At 62.0% G+C, this 20,989-nt stretch carries 24 protein-coding genes and 1 rRNA gene; 18 read left to right on the top strand and 7 right to left on the bottom strand.

The genetic code is table 11. The features are described 5' to 3' along the window. Nucleotides 1–104: ribosomal RNA gene (rrf, locus tag KO539_RS23075) — 5S ribosomal RNA — on the top strand; the annotation flags it as partial. Nucleotides 105–165: 61 nt separating this feature from the next. Here the strand turns inward: rrf and KO539_RS23070 are convergent. The 4 genes from KO539_RS23070 to KO539_RS23055 all read right to left on the bottom strand — a co-directional run bounded on the left by KO539_RS23070 (nucleotide 166) and on the right by KO539_RS23055 (nucleotide 3,184). Further along, nucleotides 166–510, bottom strand: coding sequence for a DUF1840 domain-containing protein (locus KO539_RS23070; protein WP_034749443.1), 345 nt, complete (start codon nucleotides 508–510; stop codon nucleotides 166–168). A gap of 180 nt (nucleotides 511–690) precedes the next feature. Then, nucleotides 691–1,236 carry a hypothetical protein gene (locus tag KO539_RS23065; RefSeq protein ID WP_257626405.1) on the bottom strand — a complete coding sequence of 182 codons (546 nt, stop codon included), beginning with the start codon at nucleotides 1,234–1,236 and terminating at the stop codon, nucleotides 691–693. 64 nt (nucleotides 1,237–1,300) lie between these two features. Continuing rightward, nucleotides 1,301–2,821: a YifB family Mg chelatase-like AAA ATPase gene (locus KO539_RS23060; RefSeq protein WP_219311955.1), complete on the bottom strand. Its 1,521-nt coding sequence runs from the start codon at nucleotides 2,819–2,821 to the stop codon at nucleotides 1,301–1,303. Between the two features lie 114 nt (nucleotides 2,822–2,935). Continuing rightward, nucleotides 2,936–3,184, bottom strand: a complete 249-nt coding sequence (locus tag KO539_RS23055) for an accessory factor UbiK family protein (RefSeq protein WP_035824443.1) — start codon at nucleotides 3,182–3,184, stop codon at nucleotides 2,936–2,938. A gap of 270 nt (nucleotides 3,185–3,454) precedes the next feature. On the opposite strand from KO539_RS23055, the gene KO539_RS23050 reads away from it, so the two are divergent. The 13 genes from KO539_RS23050 (at nucleotide 3,455) to KO539_RS22990 (ending at nucleotide 16,208) form a co-directional block, all read left to right on the top strand. Then, entirely contained in the window at nucleotides 3,455–4,222 is a 768-nt protein-coding gene (locus tag KO539_RS23050; protein ID WP_219311953.1) for a TorF family putative porin, read from the top strand. Between the two features lie 11 nt (nucleotides 4,223–4,233). After that, nucleotides 4,234–4,572 (top strand): P-II family nitrogen regulator, encoded by a 339-nt coding sequence (locus tag KO539_RS23045; RefSeq protein ID WP_010393464.1) that lies wholly within the window; start codon nucleotides 4,234–4,236, stop codon nucleotides 4,570–4,572. An 11-nt stretch (nucleotides 4,573–4,583) separates the two neighbouring features. Continuing rightward, a complete protein-coding gene (locus KO539_RS23040) occupies nucleotides 4,584–6,098 on the top strand; it encodes an ammonium transporter (protein WP_307789201.1) in 1,515 nt (504 codons plus the stop codon). 204 nt (nucleotides 6,099–6,302) lie between these two features. Next, nucleotides 6,303–7,601, top strand: a complete 1,299-nt coding sequence (gshA, locus tag KO539_RS23035; RefSeq protein ID WP_219311951.1) for a glutamate--cysteine ligase — start codon at nucleotides 6,303–6,305, stop codon at nucleotides 7,599–7,601. 97 nt (nucleotides 7,602–7,698) lie between these two features. Beyond that, nucleotides 7,699–8,655: a glutathione synthase gene (gene gshB / locus KO539_RS23030; RefSeq protein ID WP_219311949.1), complete on the top strand. Its 957-nt coding sequence runs from the start codon at nucleotides 7,699–7,701 to the stop codon at nucleotides 8,653–8,655. Nucleotides 8,656–8,669: 14 nt separating this feature from the next. Beyond that, nucleotides 8,670–9,074 carry a PTS sugar transporter subunit IIA gene (locus KO539_RS23025; protein WP_035824452.1) on the top strand — a complete coding sequence of 135 codons (405 nt, stop codon included), beginning with the start codon at nucleotides 8,670–8,672 and terminating at the stop codon, nucleotides 9,072–9,074. A gap of 92 nt (nucleotides 9,075–9,166) precedes the next feature. After that, nucleotides 9,167–9,436 (top strand): HPr family phosphocarrier protein, encoded by a 270-nt coding sequence (locus tag KO539_RS23020; RefSeq protein WP_010393142.1) that lies wholly within the window; start codon nucleotides 9,167–9,169, stop codon nucleotides 9,434–9,436. Nucleotides 9,437–9,480: 44 nt separating this feature from the next. Next, nucleotides 9,481–11,223, top strand: coding sequence for a phosphoenolpyruvate--protein phosphotransferase (ptsP, locus tag KO539_RS23015; protein WP_219311947.1), 1,743 nt, complete (start codon nucleotides 9,481–9,483; stop codon nucleotides 11,221–11,223). 134 nt (nucleotides 11,224–11,357) lie between these two features. Then, on the top strand, nucleotides 11,358–12,557 hold the full coding sequence (locus KO539_RS23010) for a homoserine O-acetyltransferase (RefSeq protein ID WP_219311945.1): 1,200 nt from the start codon (nucleotides 11,358–11,360) through the stop codon (nucleotides 12,555–12,557). Beyond that, nucleotides 12,554–13,165, top strand: coding sequence for a methionine biosynthesis protein MetW (gene metW, locus KO539_RS23005; RefSeq protein ID WP_034749410.1), 612 nt, complete (start codon nucleotides 12,554–12,556; stop codon nucleotides 13,163–13,165). Before KO539_RS23010 ends, metW begins: the two co-directional genes overlap by 4 nt. Continuing rightward, nucleotides 13,165–14,424 carry an AmpG family muropeptide MFS transporter gene (locus tag KO539_RS23000; protein ID WP_176389112.1) on the top strand — a complete coding sequence of 420 codons (1,260 nt, stop codon included), beginning with the start codon at nucleotides 13,165–13,167 and terminating at the stop codon, nucleotides 14,422–14,424. The genes metW and KO539_RS23000 overlap by 1 nt, the downstream gene beginning before the upstream one ends. Further along, nucleotides 14,405–15,307 (top strand): M48 family metallopeptidase, encoded by a 903-nt coding sequence (locus KO539_RS22995; protein WP_219311943.1) that lies wholly within the window; start codon nucleotides 14,405–14,407, stop codon nucleotides 15,305–15,307. The genes KO539_RS23000 and KO539_RS22995 overlap by 20 nt, the downstream gene beginning before the upstream one ends. A gap of 1 nt (nucleotide 15,308) precedes the next feature. After that, nucleotides 15,309–16,208, top strand: coding sequence for an RluA family pseudouridine synthase (locus KO539_RS22990; RefSeq protein WP_257626404.1), 900 nt, complete (start codon nucleotides 15,309–15,311; stop codon nucleotides 16,206–16,208). Nucleotides 16,209–16,214: 6 nt separating this feature from the next. On the opposite strand, the gene KO539_RS22985 is transcribed toward KO539_RS22990, so the two are convergent. After that, complete coding sequence (locus KO539_RS22985) at nucleotides 16,215–16,991, bottom strand: exodeoxyribonuclease III (RefSeq protein WP_219311942.1); 777 nt, start codon at nucleotides 16,989–16,991, stop codon at nucleotides 16,215–16,217. Nucleotides 16,992–17,099: 108 nt separating this feature from the next. On the opposite strand from KO539_RS22985, the gene pyrE reads away from it, so the two are divergent. Continuing rightward, nucleotides 17,100–17,762, top strand: a complete 663-nt coding sequence (gene pyrE, locus KO539_RS22980) for an orotate phosphoribosyltransferase (protein WP_219311940.1) — start codon at nucleotides 17,100–17,102, stop codon at nucleotides 17,760–17,762. On the opposite strand, the gene KO539_RS22975 is transcribed toward pyrE, so the two are convergent. Beyond that, nucleotides 17,759–18,013 (bottom strand): GNAT family N-acetyltransferase, encoded by a 255-nt coding sequence (locus KO539_RS22975; RefSeq protein WP_219311938.1) that lies wholly within the window; start codon nucleotides 18,011–18,013, stop codon nucleotides 17,759–17,761. The two genes, pyrE and KO539_RS22975, sit on opposite strands and share 4 nt — an antisense overlap. Continuing rightward, nucleotides 18,001–18,744: a sulfite exporter TauE/SafE family protein gene (locus KO539_RS22970; RefSeq protein WP_219311936.1), complete on the bottom strand. Its 744-nt coding sequence runs from the start codon at nucleotides 18,742–18,744 to the stop codon at nucleotides 18,001–18,003. The genes KO539_RS22975 and KO539_RS22970 overlap by 13 nt, the downstream gene beginning before the upstream one ends. Before the next feature lie 125 nt (nucleotides 18,745–18,869). Here KO539_RS22970 and KO539_RS22965 point away from each other — a divergent pair, with 125 nt between their 5' ends. The 3 genes from KO539_RS22965 (at nucleotide 18,870) to KO539_RS22955 (ending at nucleotide 20,941) form a co-directional block, all read left to right on the top strand. Continuing rightward, on the top strand, nucleotides 18,870–19,763 hold the full coding sequence (locus KO539_RS22965) for a LysR substrate-binding domain-containing protein (RefSeq protein ID WP_034749390.1): 894 nt from the start codon (nucleotides 18,870–18,872) through the stop codon (nucleotides 19,761–19,763). 21 nt (nucleotides 19,764–19,784) lie between these two features. Continuing rightward, nucleotides 19,785–20,654, top strand: coding sequence for an alpha/beta fold hydrolase (locus KO539_RS22960; RefSeq protein WP_219311934.1), 870 nt, complete (start codon nucleotides 19,785–19,787; stop codon nucleotides 20,652–20,654). Nucleotides 20,655–20,749: 95 nt separating this feature from the next. Beyond that, nucleotides 20,750–20,941, top strand: a complete 192-nt coding sequence (locus KO539_RS22955) for a YqaE/Pmp3 family membrane protein (RefSeq protein ID WP_035824477.1) — start codon at nucleotides 20,750–20,752, stop codon at nucleotides 20,939–20,941. Nucleotides 20,942–20,989: the final 48 nt, after the last annotated feature.

Here is a 20,989-nt window from a genome sequence, read left to right as displayed (position 1 = left end):
CATAGCAAGTTGGTCCCACCCCTTCCCATCCCGAACAGGACCGTGAAACAACTTTGCGCCGATGATAGTGCTGCAACCAGTGTGAAAGTAGGTTATCGTCAGGCTTGTTATATAAAAAAACCCCGCTAGGTGCGGGGTTTTTTTTCGTCTGCAGCATTCATCGGATCAGATGCCCCAGGTGATGCTTTCATTTTCCGCCTTGGCCGAGCGCAGCATTTCCATCAAAGGATAGGCGCGCTGCGAAAAATGCACTTTTTGCGCGCGCGCATGGGCACCCGTTTCGCCGTCTTCCAAAGTTTCCGGCGTATGCGCATCGTGTTCGATGTCATTTTCCGGATGCAATTTGCTTTCCGCGACTTCTTTTTCCAGCAGGGCCAGGGCATCGCCCGCTTCGGCAGGCGTGATGACGCCGCGCGTGGGGTTTTTGTGCAGGATGTCGAGGATGCGCTGGGCATGTTCCTGGTACATCAGCACTTCTGGGGAGGATTTGGATTTGAATGAGATCAACATAAGCGCTTTCTGAAACTTGTTGTTAGTGTCGAAACAATATCACGACTTGAAATGTCGCACAGGCCGTCCGATTGCCCGGATTGCACATTTGCAAGCCGGATAGGTCCATCTGTTGGACAACGCACGCATTTACAAGAGCTTGCTTACCGCGACCACACCCGTTTAAGCGAGCGTTAAGTCTCAATCCAGTTTCACCGAGTCCATGAAGGTGTCGATGGTGTCACGCGACAGCTTGCTTTCTTCGCCGAGAATGATGATCTGGAAGATGCGTTTGTCCTGCGCCACAAAACGTCCGACCAGCAGGACGGGTTTTCCTTGCTGCGTCCCCGTTGCTTCGACGCTCAGCGAGCTGCGCTGGTGTGTTCCGGCTGTCGTGCTGCTGGCCGCCGATGCCGATTTTTCGCTGCGCACGGTACCGTTGATGTTTTTTAATAGGGCCGTCTGCATGGCGGGCAGGGCCGCTTGCGCCTGCTCCGCACTGTCGAGCACGCCGCTGCCGATGGCGAAGGTATTGCCATCGACTTCGCTGGCCGTCATGGTCAGGCTGACTTTCTTGCCATCGAGATCGATCTCGCGTGTCAACACGGCCGGCTTGCCTGGAAACAAGGCCGTGAACTGGGCGTCAGGGCTGCGATAGTCGCGCCAGTCGAATTTCGGACTGCAGGCGGACAGGACGCTGGCAGCCGCGAGCGTCACCAGGAAGAGGGCAAGTGATGTTTTTTTCATCAGCAGATGGTAGCAGCGCCGCCACTCACGCGCAATCGCGCACGTGTGGTGGGCACCGGCCGCCTTATATTTCACGCAGCACGCGCCGGTACTGGATCGCTTCGGCGACATGTGGCGGCGTGATGGCCGGGCTACCGGCCAGGTCCGCGATGCTGCGCGCCACGCGTAATACCCGGTGGTAAGTGCGCGCCGACCAGTGCAATCGCGTCATGGCGCCATGCAGCAATTGTTCGCCTTGCGTTTCCAGCCGACAATGTTGTTCGATTTCCGTGTTGCTCAGCCGTTGGTTCGCTTTTCCCTGGCGTGCCAGCTGCAGGGCATAGGCTGCCGCTACCCGCGTGGCGATGGCTTGCGTGCTTTCGCCGGCGCCGGCACGCCGCCCCAGCGCCGCGGGCGGCATGGCGGCCACTTCAATTTGCAGGTCGATACGGTCGAGCAGCGGGCCAGACAGGCGATTGTGATAACGCAGCACGGCGTCTGGCGTGCAGCGGCAACGGCCGGAAGCGTGGCCCAAATAGCCGCACGGGCAAGGGTTCATGGCGGCGATCAATTGAAAACGGGCAGGAAACTCGGCCTGGCGGGCCGCCCGTGAAATGCTGATCACACCCGATTCCATGGGCTGACGCAAGACATCGAGCACCCGGCGCTGGAATTCGGCGATTTCGTCGAGAAACAGCACGCCGCAGTGGGCCAGCGAGATTTCGCCAGGCCGCGGCACGTTGCCGCCGCCCACCAGGGCTACGCCGGACGCCGTCTGATGCGGGGCGCGATAGGGGCGCCGTTTCCAGTGCTCCACCTTGAAGTGGCCGCCCAGCGAATGCACGGCAGCCGATTCCAGCGCCTCTTCATCGCTCATGGGCGGCAGCACGCCGGGGAAGCGGCTGGCCAGCATGGTCTTGCCTGCGCCTGGAGGGCCAATCATCAGGACGTTATGGCCGCCTGCTGCCGCCACTTCCAGCGCCCGTCGCGCCTGTTGTTGGCCTTGGACGTCGGCAAAATCGGGGTACGGAAAAGCGTGCGCCGCCAGTACGGGCTGGTGGCGTTGCAAGGCCGTGTGGCTGGCGTGCGCAGCAAAATGCGCGCAGACCTCGAGCAGGCTGTGGGCGGGATAGATGCAGGCGTCGCGGACGAGCGCCGCCTCGTCCGCGTTCGCCTGCGGCAAGATGAAGGCGCGTGGCGCGCCTGGCTGGCTGCGCTGCATGGCAAAGGTCATGGCCAGCGCGCCACGGATGGGACGTAGTTGTCCCGACAGCGACAGTTCACCCGCGAATTCATAGTGGTGTAATTGGTCGCCCGGCAACTGGCCGGAGGCGGCCAGGATGCCCAGCGCAATGGGCAGGTCGAAGCGGCCTGACTCCTTGGGCAGGTCGGCCGGCGCCAGATTGGCCGTGATGCGCCGCGCCGGCATCTCAAAGCCGCAGTTTTGCAACGCGGCCCGCACGCGGTCGCGCGATTCTTTTACTTCCGTATCCGGCAGGCCGACAATCGTAAAGGACGGCAAGCCATTGGCAAGGTGGACTTCGACACTTACCTCGGGCGCCTCCATGCCGGACAGGGCGCGGCTTTTCAGGACGGCCAGACTCATCAGACTCCCCTGTAGCGCGGACGCGGGCAGGATCAGTCTAGCGCTTGAAACGGCGTCAGGCTTGAGGTATGCCAGCAAGGCCGCCGATTACGGCGCCCTGCATGCAGCAGCGGTTCAGGCTTTTGGATCGTTCAGGCGCGTTTCCAGTTCGATCAGGCGCAATTCCAGTGCATCCAGCTTGGCGCGCGTCTTGGCCAGCACTTGCGCCTGGATATCGAATTCCTCGCGCGTGACCAGATCGAGGCGGGCGAAGCCCTGGGTCATCATCGATTTCACGTTTTTCTCGATATCCTTGGCAGGCGAGTTTTCGATGGCTTGATGGATCTTGCCTTGCAAGTCGTTAAAGAAGGTATTCATGTCCATGGTCAGTCCTTTTATGGTGCGGCCTGTGCATCGCACCATTGCGGTGCACAGCGGCGTTAATCTGGTGCGAAACTGGGCAAATTCATCATACTTCAGCAGCCCATACCCGCATGCCGACAGGCTTGCAGGGTATGTATGGCCGGAAACGCACCTGTCAAGGTGGCAAGTGAGCTGGCACGTATTCTGCTAAAGAAGGTATGAACGCTTTGTGATCTCCAGCCAAGATTTTAAACCTCAACCGCTTTAAAAGTTCAATAAAAGGGAATCGCCATGAAGAATCTGTCCAAGAACATGACTTTAGCTGCAGCGTTGACGCTGGCCATGACCGCCGTGTGCGGTAGCGCCATGGCCCAGGATGCAGTGGCGACGCCTGCTGCGGCCGAAGCCGTGCCTGATAACGTGGTGAGCTACAACGTGGCGCTGACCAGCGACTACCGTTACCGCGGCATTTCGCAAAGCCGCTTGAACCCGGCCATCAGTGGCGGCGCCGACTATACCCATAACCCGACGGGCCTGTATGTGGGCACCTGGCTGTCGAGCATCAAATGGATCAAGGATGGCGGCGGCGATACCGATCTGGAATGGGATATCTACGGTGGCAAGCGGGGCGAGATCAGCAAGGATTTTACCTATGACGTGGGCGGCCTGTACTATTTCTATCCCTCGAATGGCCTGAGCACCAATGCCAACACCTTCGAGCTGTACGGCCAACTCGGCTACGGCCCGATGTATATCAAATACTCGCATTCGACCACCAATCTGTTCGGTGTTGCCGACAGCAAGAACAGCGGCTACCTGGACGTGGGCGCCAATGTCGAGGTGCATGATGGCTACATGCTGAACCTGCATGTGGGCCGTCAGAAGGTCGAGCACAACGATTCCCTCAGCTACAGCGATTACAAGATCGGCGTGACCAAGGACTTTGGCGTGGCGACCGTTTCCCTGGCTGCCGTCAAAGCCAACATCACGTCGCTGGCACCGAATGGCAAGAATCTGGCGAAATCCGGTCTCGTGCTGACCGTGTCCAAAACCTTTTAAGCGAGACTGCCATGAAAATGATTACCGCAATCATTAAACCGTTCAAACTGGACGAAGTACGCGAAGCTTTGTCGGCTATCAATGTGCAAGGCATTACCGTCACGGAAGTCAAAGGTTTCGGCCGCCAGAAAGGTCACACGGAACTCTACCGTGGCGCCGAGTATGTCGTTGATTTCTTGCCAAAAACCAAGATTGAAGCGGCTGTCGATGACGCCATTGTCGACCAGGCCATCGAAGCGATCGAAGGCGCCGCGCGTACCGGTAAAATCGGTGATGGCAAGATTTTCGTCTACAACCTGGAACAGGTCATCCGCATCCGTACCGGTGAAACCGGCAACGAAGCGCTCTAAGGGGAATATTGATGCATAAAAATATAACAAAATTGCTAGCCGGGATAGCCTGTCTGTGTGCGTTTGGCGTTGCTACGCCGAGCTTTGCCGATGCGCCCGCCAAGACGGAGGCGGCCACGACTACGGCCGTCGCGGCCCCTGCCGTCACGCCGGTGCCTGATGCAGCGCCAGCCGCCGCCGCGCCGGCCGCCGCGCCCGTCGCCAACAAGGGCGACACCAGTTTCATGATGATCAGCACCTTGCTGGTGATCTTGATGACCATCCCCGGTCTGGCCCTGTTCTACGGCGGCCTGGTGCGCTCGAAAAACATGCTGTCGGTGCTGATGCAAGTGTTCATGGTGTTCGCGCTGGTCATCGTGCTGTGGTGTATTTACGGCTACTCGATCGCCTTCACGGAAAAAACCGCCTTCTTCGGTGGCTTCGACCGCCTGTTCCTGAACGGCATCTGGGATCCGGCCAAGGGCACGTTTGCCGCCGCCGCCACCTTCAGCAAAGGCGTCGTCATTCCCGAGTTCGTCTTCGTGGCCTTCCAGGGCACGTTTGCCGCCATCACCTGCGCACTGATCGTCGGCGCCTTTGCCGAGCGCGCCAAGTTTTCCGCCGTGCTGGCCTTCGTCGTGCTGTGGTTCACGTTCGCCTACTTGCCAGCGGCCCACATGGTGTGGTTCTGGACCGGTCCTGACCTGATCACCAACGCCGCCACCTCGGCCAGCGAAGCCTTGAAAGCTGGCTGGATCTGGCAAAAAGGCGCGCTGGACTTCGCCGGCGGCACCGTCGTGCACATCAACGCCGCTGTCGCCGGCCTCGTGGGCGCCATCATGATCGGCAAACGCGTCGGTTACGGCCGCGAATCGATGGCACCGCACTCGCTGACGATGACCATGATCGGCGCATCCTTGCTGTGGGTGGGCTGGTTCGGTTTCAATGCCGGCTCCTCGCTGGAAGCGGGCGACGTGGCGGCTCTGGCCTTCGTCAACACCTTGCTGGCCACTGCCGCCGCCACCCTGTCGTGGGTGTTTGGCGAATGGATCAGCAAAGGCAAGCCATCGATGCTCGGTGGCGCATCGGGCGCCGTGGCCGGCCTGGTGGCGATCACCCCGGCGGCCGGCTTTGTCGGCCCGATGGGCGGCCTGGTCATCGGCTTGCTGGCCGGTGTCGTCTGCCTGTGGGGCGTGAATGGCCTGAAACGCCTGATCGGCGCCGACGATTCGCTCGACGTGTTCGGCGTACATGGCGTGGGCGGCATCCTGGGTGCCTTGCTGACGGGCGTGTTTGCCGCGCCACAACTGGGCGGCCAGGGCGTTTTCGACTATGTCACCAACAAGATGTCGGCGGATCCATATTCCATCGGCCATCAGGTGTGGGTGCAGGCGCAAGCGGTCGGCACCACCATCCTCTGGTCGGCCGTGGTCTCCGTCATCGCCTATAAACTGGTCGACATCGTCATCGGCCTGCGCGTACCGGAAGAAGAAGAGCGCGAAGGCCTCGATATCACGAGCCATGGCGAGCAAGCGTATCATGGCTAAATAGTCATTATCTGGCATGCCAGCGCCCCGGCGCGGCATGTCCGGCTGGAAAAGGCGCCTCATTGAGGTGCCTTTTTTTCGTTGTGGGAATGTAAAAGGTCTTTAAAACAAGGCTTTTGCCCCGATTTGGGGTACTTACACGGTAATATAGTCGGCAGTTCTGTGTGCTTTTTTGAATACTGCACATAATTTAAGGATGTAACTATGGTTCCCCATCTCGTCACGGCCCTGACCGGACCGCTGCTCGACCTCGAAAAAAAGATTCTGGCCGCGACGCCGGCCATTGAGCGCTGGTTTCGCATGGAGTGGCAAGAGCACACGCCGCCCTTCTATTGCTCGGTAGACTTGCGCAATGCCGGCTACAAGCTGGCACCCGTCGATACGAATCTGTTCCCGGGCGGATTCCATAACCTGGCCACGGAAATGCTGCCCTTGTCCGTGCAGGCAGCCATGGCCGCCATCGACAAGTATTGCCCGGATGCCCGCAACCTGCTGATCGTGCCGGAATTGCACAACACCACGCCGCAGTATCTGCAAAACGTGGCGCGCCTGATGCAGATCTTCCGCCAGACGGGACTGCACGTGCGCTTCGGCTCGTGGTCGCCCGAGATCACCCAGCCGACACCGCTGGCGTTGCCAGATGGCAACATGCTCGTCATCGAGCCGCTTGTGCGCCTGAACAATGGCCGCCGCCTGGGCTTGAAGGATTTCGACCCGTGCACGATTCTGCTGAATAACGACTTGTCGGACGGCATCCCCGATATCTTGCAAAACATTCATGAGCAAAGCCTGCTGCCGCCCTTGCACGCGGGCTGGGCCTTGCGCCGCAAGAGCAACCACTACACGGCCTACGATGAAGTGGTGAAAAAATTCGGCAAGATGATCGATGTCGACCCGTGGATGCTCAATCCCTTCCACGCCAAATGCAGCGACGTCAACTTCCAGGAAGGCGAGGGCGAAGACGCGCTGGCCGCCAGCGTCGACGTGCTGCTGGCCAAGATCCGCAAGAAATACAAGGAATACGGCATCAAGGAAAAGCCGTTCGTCATCGTCAAGCCCGATGCGGGCACGTATGGCACGGGCATCATGACGGTGCGCGACGCCAGCGAAGTGCGCGACCTGTCGCGCAAGCAGCGCGAAAAAATGTCCATCATCAAGGATGGCCAGCTGGTGACCGACGTGATCATCCAGGAAGGCGTACCCACGTTTGAAAGCATCAAGGATGCCGTGGCCGAGCCCGTCGTTTACATGATCGACCGCTACGTGGTGGGCGGCTTCTACCGCGTGCATGCTGAAAAAGGCGTGGACCAGAACCTGAACGCGCCCGGCTCGCAGTACGTGCCGCTGGCGTTTGCCCAGCAGCATGCCGTGCCGGACTTGAAGGCCAAGCCGGGTACGGCCGCGCCGAACCGCTTCTATGTGTACGGCGTGGTGGCGCGCCTGGCCTTGCTGGCCGCGTCGCTGGAAATGGAGCGCACGGACCCGAATCCCGAGGTGTATTGATCCACCAATGAGGCTTGCCGGGCGCGGCGACTACCGCGCCTGGCGATCTCGGCTAGAATCAAGCATTCCTTATCCAGGCTCCCCGATTGGACGCACCATGAAAATTGCATTCCTTGCCGACCCGCTGGCAGGCTTCAAGACTTACAAAGATTCCACCTTCGCCATGATGCGCGAGGCGGCCAAACGCGGCCACGCCGTGTATGCCTTCGAACAGAAAGACATGGCGCTGGAAGAAGGCATCGTCACGGCACGGGTACAGCATATCGAGCTGACGGGCGACGAACACGACTGGTACAAGGTGGTCTCCACCGAGGAAGTGCGCCTGTCGACCCTGGACGCCATCATCGAGCGCAAGGATCCGCCGTTTGACATGGAATACGTGTACGGCACGTATCTGCTGGAACTGGCGGAAAAGCAGGGCGCTTGCGTCTTCAACAAGCCGTCGGCCATCCGCGACAACAATGAAAAGCTGGCCATTGCGCAGTTTTCCGAATTCACTTCGCCGACCCTGGTGACGTCGAACGAAGCGCGCCTGCGCGCCTTCCACGCCAAGCACCAGGACGTCATCTTCAAGCCGCTCGACGGCATGGGCGGCACGGGCATCTTCCGCGTCAAGGCCGATGGCCTGAACCTAGGCGCCATCATCGAGACCCTCAGCGAGAACGGCGCGCAAACCATCATGGCGCAGCGGTTTATTCCCGACATCGACAAGGGCGACAAGCGCATCCTCGTCATCGGCGGCAAGCCGGTACCGTTTTCGCTGGCGCGCATCCCGCAGGCGGGCGAAGTACGCGGCAACCTGGCCGCCGGCGGCACGGGCGTGGCGCAGCCATTGACGGCGCGCGACCTGGAAATCGCAGAAAAGCTTGGGCCGATCCTGGCCGCGCGCGGCCTGATGCTGGTAGGATTGGACGTGATCGGCGACTATCTGACGGAAGTCAATGTCACCAGCCCGACCTGCTTCCAGGAAATTATGCAGCAGACGGGTTTTGACGTGGCGGCCATGTTTGTCGACGCCGTCGAGCATGGCGTTGCGCAAGCGCAGCAGCGCTAGAAGGTGAAATGACTATGGTAGGGATTTTGCTCATGACACATGCACCGCTGGGACAGGCCTTCATCGCCGCCTGCGCGCATGTGTTTCGGGGGCCAACGGAACGGTTTGAAGCCATCGACGTCGTCGCCGACCAGGATCTGGCCGAAGTGCAGAAGCTGGCGTCGGACGCCATCTGCCGCCTCGACGACGGTTCCGGCGTGCTGGTGATTACCGACGTGAAGGGCGGCACACCGTCGAACTGCTGCAACAAGCTGGCCGATGCGGGTCGCGTGGAAGTCATCGCCGGCATCAGCCTGCCGATGTTGCTGCGCGCCATCACGTATCGCCGCGACACGCTCGACGTGGTGGTGGAGATGGCGCTGGCCGGTGCGCAAAGCGGCGCCGTGCGCGTCGATAACCGCATTCGCGTGGGCGAGTAAAGAGTGACATGGCCGCCGCCCTGAAGGCGGCGGATTTTATAGGCAATGGCTGGTAACAATGCAGTGCATTCAGGGATAGAGACCATACAAAAATGATTCAAAAAGAACTCGAAATCATCAACAAGCTGGGACTGCACGCACGCGCCTCCGCCAAATTTACCCAGCTCGCCGCCAAGTTCAAGAGCGACGTCTGGCTGACCCGCAACGCGCGCCGCATCAACGCCAAGTCCATCATGGGCGTGATGATGCTGGCCGCCGGCAAGGGCGCGAAAGTGACGCTGGAAGCCGAGGGCGATGATGAGCAGGCATGTGTCGATGCGCTCACCGCCCTGATTAATGACAGGTTTGGCGAAGGCGAGTAATGCTCGCCGAACGCAGCCGCAGCCGCATTCCGACAGGTCACCCCATGGCATCTTTCACGCTCCACGGCATCCCGGTCTCCCGCGGCATCGCCATTGGCCGCGCGCATCTGCTGGCGCCGGCCGCCCTTGACGTCAAACACTACCTGGTCGCCCAGGAACAGATCGAAGCCGAAGTCCAGCGTTTGCAAAATGCCATCGCCGCCGTCCACAAGGAACTGCAAACCCTGTGGAACGAGCTGCCGAAGGACGCCCCCACGGAACTGGGCGCCTTCATCGACGTGCATGCGCTGATCCTGTCGGATCCGCTGATCGCCGAAGCGCCGCTCGACATCATCCGCTCGCGCCACTACAACGCCGAATGGGCGCTGCTGACGCAAATCGATGAATTGTCGGCCCAGTTCGACGAAATCGAAGACCCGTATCTGCGCGAACGCAAGGCCGACATCCAGCAAGTGGCCGAACGTGTGCTGAAGGTCTTGCTGGGCACGGAACAGCTGCTGCCGAAAGCGGCCACGGCGGATGAGCTGGTGGCGCAGATGATCGTCGTCGCCCACGATATCTCGCCGGCCGACATGCTGCAGTTCCGCGACCGTTCCTTTATCGGCTTCATCACCGACGTGGGCGGGCAGAACTCGCACACTGCCATCGTCGCGCGCAGCCTCGATATCCCGGCCGCCGTCGGCATGTCGCAGGCGTCGATGCTGATCGACCAGGACGACTGGCTGATCATCGATGGCGATGCCGGCGTCGTCATCGCCAACCCCAGCGCCCTGGTGCTGGAACAGTACCGCGAGCGCCAGACGGCCATGCAGCGCGCGCGCAAGAAGCTGGGCAAGCTGAAAAAGACGCCGGCCGTGACCAAATGCGGCACGCCCGTCACCCTGCTGGCGAATATCGAACTACCCGAGGATTGCGCGTTTGCGCTGGAATCGGGCGCCAGCGGCGTGGGCCTGTTCCGCTCCGAATTCCTGTTCATGGGCCGCGCCCACAAGATTCCCACCGAGGACGAGCAATTCGAGGCTTACCGCAACACGGTGCAGTCGATGAAAGGGCGCGTGGTGACCATCCGCACGCTCGACATCGGCGCCGACAAGCCGCTCGACCAGGCCGACCATACGGCCCTCAACCCCGCGCTGGGCCTGCGCGCCATCCGTTACTGCCTGGCCGAGCCGCAATTGTTCCTGACGCAGCTGCGCGCCATCTTGCGTGCCTCCGCCTACGGCAAGGTGCGCATCCTGATTCCGATGCTCGCGCATGCCTTCGAAATCGACCAGTCGCTGGCCATGATCGCGCAAGCGAAGGCCAGCCTGCGCGAGGAGGGCGTCAAGTTCGACGACGAGGTCGAAGTGGGCGCCATGATCGAGATTCCCGCCGCCGCGCTGGCCCTGCCCATGTTCGTCAAGCGCATGGATTTCCTGTCGATCGGCACGAATGACCTGATCCAGTACACCTTGGCCATCGACCGGGTCGACTATGAGGTGGCGCATTTGTACAATCCGCTGCACCCGGCCGTGCTGCAACTGATCTCCATGACGATCGCCGCCGGCCACAAGGCGGGCATCGATGTGGCCGTCTGCGGTGAAATGGCGGGCGACGTGAAGCTCACGCGCTTGCTGCTGGGCATGGGCTTGCGCGAGTTTTCCATGCACCCGGCGCAGCTGCTGGCGGTCAAGCAAGAGATCCTCAACAGCGACCTGGGCCTGATTGCGCCACAAATGCGCAAAATTATGCGTTCCATGGAACCAAATGTGATCGCGGAAGCCGTACAACAGTTGCAGCTCATGTAAACTGTCACCTATCAGCATCAGGACCCCTCGCGCGCGGCAAGAGGTGTCCTGGTGCTAAAGTTGCAGCACCTATCATCGCGGTGCTGCATCGACCATGGCCCGTGGGGCCGCCCCCCTTTTATAAACCGACACACATGTCATCCATTGGAATCGTTTCGCCGCAAACCATGTATTTTGCGCAACCCTTGCAGCTGCAAAGCGGCGCATCGCTGCAAGACTATATGTTGATGTATGAAACCTACGGCACCCTGAACGCCGACAAATCGAACGCGGTGCTGGTCTGCCACGCCCTGAACGCCTCGCACCACGTGGCCGGCGTCTACGCGGACGAGCCGAAAAGCACGGGCTGGTGGGACAATATGGTCGGTCCCGGCAAGCCGCTCGACACGGACAAATTCTTCGTCATCGGCGTCAACAACCTGGGTTCCTGCTTCGGTTCGACGGGTCCCATGCACACCAATCCCGCCACCGGCAAGCCGTATGGCGCCGCTTTCCCCGTCGTGACGGTGGAAGACTGGGTCAGCGCGCAGGCGCGCCTGGCCGATGAACTGGGCATCACCCAGTTCGCCGCCGTGATGGGGGGGTCTTTGGGCGGCATGCAGGCGCTGGCGTGGAGCATCATGTTCCCCGAGCGCTTGCGCCACTGCGTGGTGATCGCCTCGACGGCCAAGCTGTCGGCGCAAAACATCGCCTTCAACGACGTGGCGCGCCAGGCCATCCTGTCCGACCCCGATTACCATGGCGGCGACTTCTATGCGCACGGCGTGGTGCCGAAGAATGGCTTGCGCGTGGCGCGCATGGTGGGCCACATCACGTATTTGTCGAACGACGACATGGCTGAAAAATTCGGCCGCAAGCTGCGCGACGCGGCGCAGACGGGCGACTACAAATTCGGCTTCGGCATCGATTTCGAGATCGAATCGTACTTGCGCTACCAGGGCGACAAGTTCTCCGAATACTTTGACGCGAACACCTACCTGCTCATTACCAAGGCGCTCGATTACTTCGATCCGGCGCGCGCGCATGGCGGCGACCTGGCCAAGGCCCTGTCGGGCACGAAGGCCAAGTTCTTCCTCGCCTCGTTTTCCACCGACTGGCGTTTTTCGCCCGAGCGCAGCCGCGAAATCGTCGAAGCGCTCGTCTGCAACCGCCGCCAGGTGACCTATGCGGAAATCGACGCGCCGCACGGCCACGACGCCTTTTTGCTGGAAGACGCGCGCTACATGAACATGGTGCGCGCCTATTATGGCCAGGTATGGAACGACATCGGGGCGGGCTTGCCCACTCCCGCACAGCACACCGCCGTCCGCCAGGGCGCCAAGGAGACCGCATGACTTTTGACGAATTGAGCGCACTGCGCCCCGACCTGGCCTTCATCGCCCACTGGGTGCCGAACAACGCGCACGTGCTGGACGTGGGCTGCGGCGAAGGCGTGATGCTGCAGTACCTGCAAAGCGACAAGGAGTGCAGTGGTTACGGCATCGAGATCGCCGACGACAAGGTGCTGGCCAGCACCCGCCGTGGCGTGAACGTGATCCAGCAGGACATGGAAAAGGGTTTGTCGATTTTTGGCGACAACAGTTTTGATACGGTGCTGTGCCTGTCGTCCCTGCAGATGATGAAGCAGGTCGAGCCGCTGCTGCGCGACATCGTGCGCGTGGGCGCCGAGGCCATCGTCTCGTTCCCCAATTTCGCCTACTGGCCGCACCGCGTGGCATTGCTGAAAGGGCGCATGCCCGTGTCGAAATCGCTGCCGTACCAGTGGTACGACACGCCCAACGTGCGCTGCGCCACCATCAACGACTTCCGCGAACTGGCCGAGGAATGCGGCCTGGAAGTGATCGAATGCGTGGCCCTGGCCGAAGGCAAGATGGTCTCCGTGCTGCCGAATCTGCGCGGCGACCTGGCCGTCTTCCGCCTGCGTAAAAAAGCGGTGCATTGATGAGCAAAAGCCCGGCGCCTGGCTGGCGTTCCCATGCCAATGGCCGCATGCTGGCCGTGCTGGTGCTGGGCTTCAGTTCCGGCCTGCCCCTGTTCATCCTGCTGTACCTGCTGCAGGCATGGCTGGCCAAGTCGGGCCTGAACGTCAAGGCGCTGGGGCTGTTCGCCCTGGTGCAGTTCCCCTACATCTGGAAATTCCTGTGGGCGCCCCTGATGGACCGCTACCGCATCCTGGGACTGGGACGCCGGCGCGGCTGGATGGCGCTCACGCAAGTGGCGCTGTTCTTTGCCATCGGCGGCATGGGCATGCTGGACCCGCTCACGCAGATCGGCCTGATCGCGGCCGCTGCCGGCGGCGTGGCTTTTCTGTCGGCCAGCCAGGACATCGTCATCGACGCCTACCGGCGCGAAATCCTCAGCGACAATGAGCAGGGCCTGGGCGCGGCCGTCATCGTCAACGCGTATAAAGTGGCGGGCATGGTGCCGGGCGCGCTGTCGCTGATTCTGGCCGACCGCATGCCGTGGCAGCCCGTGTTCTGGATCACGGCCGCCTTCATGCTGCCGGGTTTTGTCTGCACCCTGCTGATCAAGGAGCCGACCGTGTACGGCTCGCCGCCGAAGACCATGCGCGAAGCGATCATTCTGCCGTTCCAGGAATTCATCGCGCGCGATGGTTGGCGTAACGCAATGTGGATTCTCGCCTTCGTATTACTCTACAAAATCGGCGACAGCATGGCCACGGCGCTGGCGACGAAGTTTTATCTCGACCTGGGTTTTAGCATGACGCAGATCGGCCTGGCCGCCAACACCACGGGTTTCTGGGCCAGTCTGGCCGGTGGCGTAGTGGGCGGTGTGTGGATGCTCAAGCTGGGCATCAACCGGGGCTTGTGGGTGTTTGGCGCATTGCAGGCGATCGCGATTCTGGGCTTCGCCTGGCTGGCGCAGGTGGGGCCGAACACCATGCTATTGAGCGCCGTGATCGGTTTTGAAGCTTTCGCCAGCCTGGGCCTGGGCGCGGCCGCCTTTGTCGCGTTCCTGTCGCGCAGCACGGACCCGCGCTACACTGCCACGCAATATGCCTTGTTTTCCAGCCTGAGCGCCGTGCCGCGCACCCTGATCAACGCCTCGGTGGGCTTCCTCGTCGCCGAGCTGGGCTGGTTCTCATTTTTCATCGTGTGCTTCTTCCTGGCCTTCCCGGCCATGATGATGCTGCCTAAAATCGCTCCATGGAGGTCTGCCAATGGCACCAATATCCCTTAAACGTTACACCGTCCTGGCCAGCCTGTGCGCGGCCACCGCACTGGCGCCCCTGTCCGTCTTCGCGCAGCAGGCGACGGTACAGGATGGCATCAAGGTGCGTCCCTTGTCGACTACGCGCATCTTTGCCGGCGGCGCCGATTTCAATGCGGAATCGAAGCAGCAATATATGCAGCTGGTCAACGAAGCGAAGGAAAAAAATGCGCTGGTGCCCGACAGCGATCCGCAGGTGAAACGCCTGCGTGCCATCGCCCAGCGCATCATCCCGTTCGCCACGCGCTGGAACGAGGCGGCGGCCAACTGGAACTGGCAGATCAACCTGCTCAACTCGGACGAGGTCAACGCCTTCTGCATGCCGGGCGGGCAGATCGCTTTTTACAGCGGCATCATCACCAAACTGAACCTGACCGACGATGAAGTGGCCGTCGTCATGGGCCATGAAATTTCGCACGCCCTGCGCGAACACTCGCAGGCGCAGGCTGGCAAGGGCAACCTGGCCGCCGTCGGCTCGAAGCTGGTGGGCGCGGGCCTGTCGGCCTGGCTCGGCGTCGACCCGAACCTGACCAGCACCGCCACGAACATGGCGGCCAAGGGCGTGATGCTGAAGTTCTCGCGCGACGATGAACGCGAAGCGGACCTGATCGGCATGGACCTGGCCGCGCGCGCCGGTTTCGATCCGCGCGCCGGCGTGGTGCTGTGGCAGAAGATGGCGGCCGTGAGCGCGGGCGCGCCGCCGGAATTCCTCTCGACCCACCCGTCGGGCAAGGACCGCATCTCGCAGATGAACAGCCATATGGCGCAAGTGCTGCCCCTGTACGCGCGCAGCAAGGGCGTCAGCGTGGATGCCTTGCCGCCATACCGCAGCAACGCCATCGCGCAGCGCTAGGATGTGCAGCCGCCACACCGCCGCACCCTTGCCCATGCGCGATGGCGTGGCGCCCAGCTACCTGTGGCTGCCGGACGGGCAGTGGCCCGACATGCTGTCGTTTCTGCTCGAGCGCTATCCGCAGATCAGCGCGGCGCAATGGCGGGACCGCATGGCGCGCGGTGAGGTGGTCAATGGCGACGGCGCCGTGCTGGCGCCCGATAGTCCATACCGGCGCGGCATGCGCATTTTTTACTACCGCGAGCTGGAACGGGAAACACCGATCCCCTTCCAGGAAGCTATCCTGTTCCAGGACGAGCATTTGATCGTGGTCGACAAGCCGCACTTCCTGCCCATGACGCCGGCCGGGCGCTTCGTGCAGGAGACCCTGCTGACGCGGCTGAAGAAAAACCTGGACTGCGCCGAGCTGACGCCGATCCACCGCCTCGACCGCGAGACGGCTGGCGTGGTGATTTTTTCGCGCCAGGTGGCCAGCCGTGGCGCCTACCAGTCGCTGTTCCAGCGCCGCGAAGTGCGCAAGACGTACGAGGCGCTGGCGCCCGTGCTGGCGGGGCGCGATTTTCCATTCACCTACCGCAGCCGCATGGTCGAGGGCGAGCAGTTTTTCCTCATGCGCGAGGAAGCGGGCGAGCCGAATTCGGAAACCATCATCGAGGTGATCGAAGAGCGCGGCGACGTCAACCTGTACCGGCTGCAGCCGCACACGGGGCGCAAGCACCAGCTGCGCGTGCACCTGGCATCGCTGGGCATCCCCATCGTCAACGATGCGTTTTACCCGGTGGCCCTGCCGTGCAAGGAAGACGACATGTCGCAGCCCTTGCAGCTGCTGGCGCGGGCCATCGATTTCACGGATCCGTTGAGCGGCGAGCCGCGCCACTTTGAAAGCCGGCGCAGCCTGTAGCGGTGCTTAGGCCTTGATGGTGTAATCGATGATCAAGGGCGCATGGTCGGAAAAACGCTCGTCCTTGTAGACGCTGACCGTATGCGCCTGGGCTGCGATGCCGGGCGTGGCGACGTGGTAGTCGATGCGCCAGCCCACGTTTTTCGCATAGGCTTGGCCGCGGTTGCTCCACCACGTGTACTGGTCTTCGCGCTTGTCCAGGCCGCGGTGCACGTCGACAAAGCCCACTTCGTCGAAGACGCGCGTCAGCCATGCGCGTTCCTCAGGCAGGAAGCCGGAATTTTTCTTGTTGCCCTTCCAGTTCTTCAGGTCGATTTCATGGTGGGCGATGTTCCAGTCGCCGCAGATGACCACTTCGCGGCCCAGCGCCTTCAATGCCAGCAGGTGCGGCAGGAACAGTTCCATGAAGCGGAACTTGGCTTCCTGGCGCTCGGGGCCGGACGAGCCGGACGGGCAATACACGGAAATGACGGACAGGTTGCCAAAATCACAGCGTACGTAGCGGCCTTCGGCGTCGAATTCAGGGCTGCCGAAACCGATATGCACGGCGTCCGGTTCGACCTTGCTGTACACGCCCGTGCCAGAGTAACCCTTTTTCTCGGCATAGTGGAAATGGCCATGGTAGCCGTGTGGATTGAGGAATTCCGGCGTCATGTCGGGCAGTTGCGCCTTCAATTCCTGCACGCAGATGAAATCGGCCGTCTGCGTGCCCATCCAGTTGAAAAAGCCTTTTTTGGCGGCGGAACGGATACCGTTCAGGTTGGCGGAAATAATTTTTGGCATAGGTCGAGAGTGAAAGGGCGTTGTACGGGGCCGGCGGGCGCGGCATGGCGATTGTCTCGCCGGTGCGCGCGGATTAAAATACAGGCACTTTTAAAAAATGAGGCTAATGTGAATAATTTACGCCAGCAGTTTATCGCGTTTTCAGTATCCAAGGGAGTCTTGCGGTTTGGCGAGTTCACCACCAAGGCCGGGCGTCAATCGCCGTACTTCTTCAATGCGGGCCTGTTCCATGACGGCGCCACCCTGGCCGAACTGGCGCAGTTCTACGCGCAGACCCTGCTCGACTCGGGCGTGGAGTTCGACATGCTGTTCGGCCCCGCCTACAAGGGCATCACCCTGGCGTCGGCCACCGCCGTGGCGCTGGCCGGCAAGGGCCGCAACACCTCGTTCGCCTTCAACCGCAAGGAAGCCAAGGACCATGGCGAAGGCGGCACCATCGTCGGCGCCAAGCTGCATGGCAAAGTCGTCATCATTGACGATGTGATCTCGGCCGGCACGTCGGTGCGCGAATCGGTGGACATGATCCGCGCCGCCGGCGCCGAGCCATGCGCCGTGCTGATCGCCCTGGACCGCATGGAGCGTTTCGGCCCGGACGGCCAGCTGTCGCCAAGTTCGGCCGTGCAGGAAGTGTCGAAACAGTACGGTATCCCCGTCATCTCGATCGGTAACCTGGACGACTTGTTTGGCTACCTGAATGGCGCGGGCGCCGATCCGGAATTGCTGAAGCATAAAGAGGCTGTTTCCGCGTACCGCGCCCGTTACGGTATTTAAGTCGTCCTCTCCAGCAGCGCCCGCAGCCGCGGGTCGCTGCAGGCGGCGCCAGCTTGCGGGTGGCATTGCAACAGCCGCCGCAGCAATGCGCCGCCGATGCCGCGCCGGCGGAACGGCGGTTTCACGAACAGCATGTTCACCGTCACCCCGTTCGCGCACTTGCTGATGTCGAGCATGGCCACCTGCTGGCCGTCGATCCACGCGCACAGCGCGCTTTCCCCTTGCCAGTCTATCCGCATCACGCCAGCCATGGTTTGACCGCCGCATGCAAGCCCAGGGCGAACAGGCCGATAAAAAAGCACCGTTTGAATACTGGCTGCGCGATGCGTCCGCGCAGCCATTGACCGGCCAGCATGCCGGCCAGCGCCGGCAGCAGCGCATACGCGGAGGCGCCGGCCGCGCCGAGGCTGAAGTCGCCGTGCAGGGCCAGGCTGGCCGCCAGCGCCACGGTCGACGCCGTAAACGCCAGGCCCAGCGCCTGCACCAGCCCATCGCGCGCCAGCCCCAGTCCCTGCAGATACGGCACGGCGGGGATGACGAACACGCCCGTGGCGGCCGTCACCAGTCCCGTCGCCGCGCCCGCGACGGGCCCCAGCCACGTTTCGTGCCGCGCCGGCACGCGCAGCTGCAGCGAGAATAATCCCGCCAGCGCATACAGCATCAGCGCCACGCCCAGCGCGATGACGGCCCAGGCGCCGCTATCGGCCGGTAGCAATGCGCCGCCCGCCAGGGTGCCGGCCATGACGGCGGCCAGCATCGGCCACAACCGGCGCAGCAGGGCGCGCAGGCCGGGACCGGCCGCCAGCTGCCACACGTTCGTCACCATCGATGGCACGATCAGCAGGGCGGCCGCCTGCACGGGCGGCATGACAAGGCTGAGCGTACCCATGGCCACCGTCGGCAAGCCCAGGCCGACTACGCCCTTGACGAAGCCAGCGACGAGGAAACTGGCGCCGACGGCCAGCAGGAATGACGTCTCCATCTTTTTTATCCAGAGTGATTTTGCGTGGATTCTGCGCTTGCCCGTGACTTTCGCCAAGGCGGATTATTTTGAGTCAGCCTTAGTAAAATGCGAAGGCTGATAAGATGGCGAAAAGGAGGGCCGCCATGCGCTTTGATCTGGTCGATTTGCAGCTGTTTGTCAACGTGGTGGAGGCGGGCAGCCTGACGGCGGGGGCCGCGCGCAGCCATCTCGCATTGGCGTCGAGCAGCGCGCGCGTGCGCGGCATGGAAGAGATGCTGGGCATGCCCTTGCTGCTGCGCGGCCGGCGCGGCGTGGAACCGACGCCAGTGGGCCAGACCTTGCTGCATCACGCGCGCCTGGTGCTGCTGCAAATGGAGAAAATGCGCGGCGAGCTCGGTGAATTTGCGCGCGGCTTGAAAGGGCAGTTGCGGCTGCTGTGCAATACGGCCGCGCTCAGCGAATTTTTGCCCGAGGCGCTCGGTGCTTTTCTCGACCGGCATCCGAACCTGACCATCGACCTGGAAGAGCGCCTCAGTTACGATATCGTCAAGGCCGTCTCGGAAGGACTGGCCGACATGGGCATCGTCTCCGATTCGGTCGACATGCGCGGCTTGCAGACGTTTTTGTTTCGCCCCGACCGGCTGGTGGTGATCGCCGCGGCCGACGGCGTGCATCACCGTGCCCTGGGCCAGGATGGCGTCGTCGACTTTGCCAGCGTGCTGGATCACGATTTCATCGGCCTGGCCGACGACAGCGCGATGCAGCAGTACCTGGGTATGCATGCGGCGCGCCTGGGGCGCCCATTGAAGGTGCGCGTGCGCCTGCGCAGCTTCGATGCAGTCTGCCGCATGGTGGCCAGCGGCGTTGGCATCAGCGTGGTGCCGCTGGCGGCGGCCAGCCGCTGCCAGCAGACGATGGCGCTGCGCTGCCTGGAATTATCCGATCCCTGGTCGGTACGCAATCTCACGATCTGCGTGCGCCAGTTCAGTGAATTACCCCTGTATGCGCGCCAGTTGATCGATCATCTGAAGGCGTGACAGGGCATGACAGGAGCAGCGATGCGTTTTTCAGAAGACAAGATGGCCAGCCTGCGGTGCAGCGACCAGGTCGAACGGCCGATCCACATCTGGCAGCCAGCAGCGCCACCACGTGCCGTGATCCTGGCGATCCACGGCGGCATGGCGCATGCGGGCGACTACGTCACGCCGGCGCTGTATTTCCGCCAGCACGGCATCGCCACCGTCAGCTTCGACATGGTGGGCCACGATGGCCAGCGCAAGGTCGATATCCCTTCGTTCGATGCCTTCCTCGACGACGAGGAGTTGTTCCTCGCGTGGGTCAAGGCCACGTATCCAGGCGTGCCTATCTTCGTCATGGGCCACTCGATGGGCGGCCTGATTGCCACGCACCTGGGCTTGTGGCGCTTTGCCGGCGATCCGGCGATCAAAGGCTTCATCATCTCGTCGCCGTATTACGTGAATGCGATTCCCGTGCCGAAGGTGCTGCAGATGCTGTCGGGCTGGCTGGCGCAGCGCTTCCCGACGATGAAGGTGCCGCTGGGGAACCTGACCATGCTGCTGACGCACGATCAAACCATCACGGCGCGCCATTTCCAGGATGAGCGTGACGGCATCCGCGCCAGTGCCGCGTCGGTGCGTTTTGCCCATGCCTTGACGTCGGCGCAAAAGGAGCTGGCGGGCGGCTTGTCCGGCTGGCGCTTCCCCCTGTTCGCCGTGGTGGCCGGCGACGACAAGCTGGCCGACAGCCGCGCCACGGAAAGCATGCTGCGCAGCGTGCCCGATGGCCTGCTCGACTATCACTACTATCCGGCCAATTATCACGAGAATTTCAATGAAGTGAACCGCGACGCAATCTTCGCCGCCATCCTGGCGTGGATGGAGAAACTGCTGGCACCCGTAGCGCCGTGAGGCGCCAGTATCGTTATAATCGGATTCACTGAATTTACCGCCGGCGCATGCCGGCCCGGTCCCCGCGGCACAGGGGAATACTCAAGGAATGAACGATGCGCTTGCTGATTGCCCTGATACTCCCGTGGCTGACCTTTTTCACCATCGGCCGTCCGATCGCCGGCATCATTTGCCTGATCCTGCAAATCACCCTGATCGGCTGGCTGCCGGCGGCGATCTGGGCCGTGTACTCGCTGAGCCAGTACAAGACGGACCAGAAGATCGCCGAGGCCATGCGCCGGCGCTGATACGGGGCTAAGTCTTGTTTAAGCTGCGCTTCCTATCTTGATTCAACC

This window comes from Janthinobacterium sp. NKUCC06_STL, from assembly GCF_019345455.1.
Taxonomy (GTDB): Bacteria; Pseudomonadota; Gammaproteobacteria; order Burkholderiales; family Burkholderiaceae_D; genus Janthinobacterium; species Janthinobacterium rivuli.
This window is presented reverse-complemented; position numbering and strand designations above follow the sequence as displayed.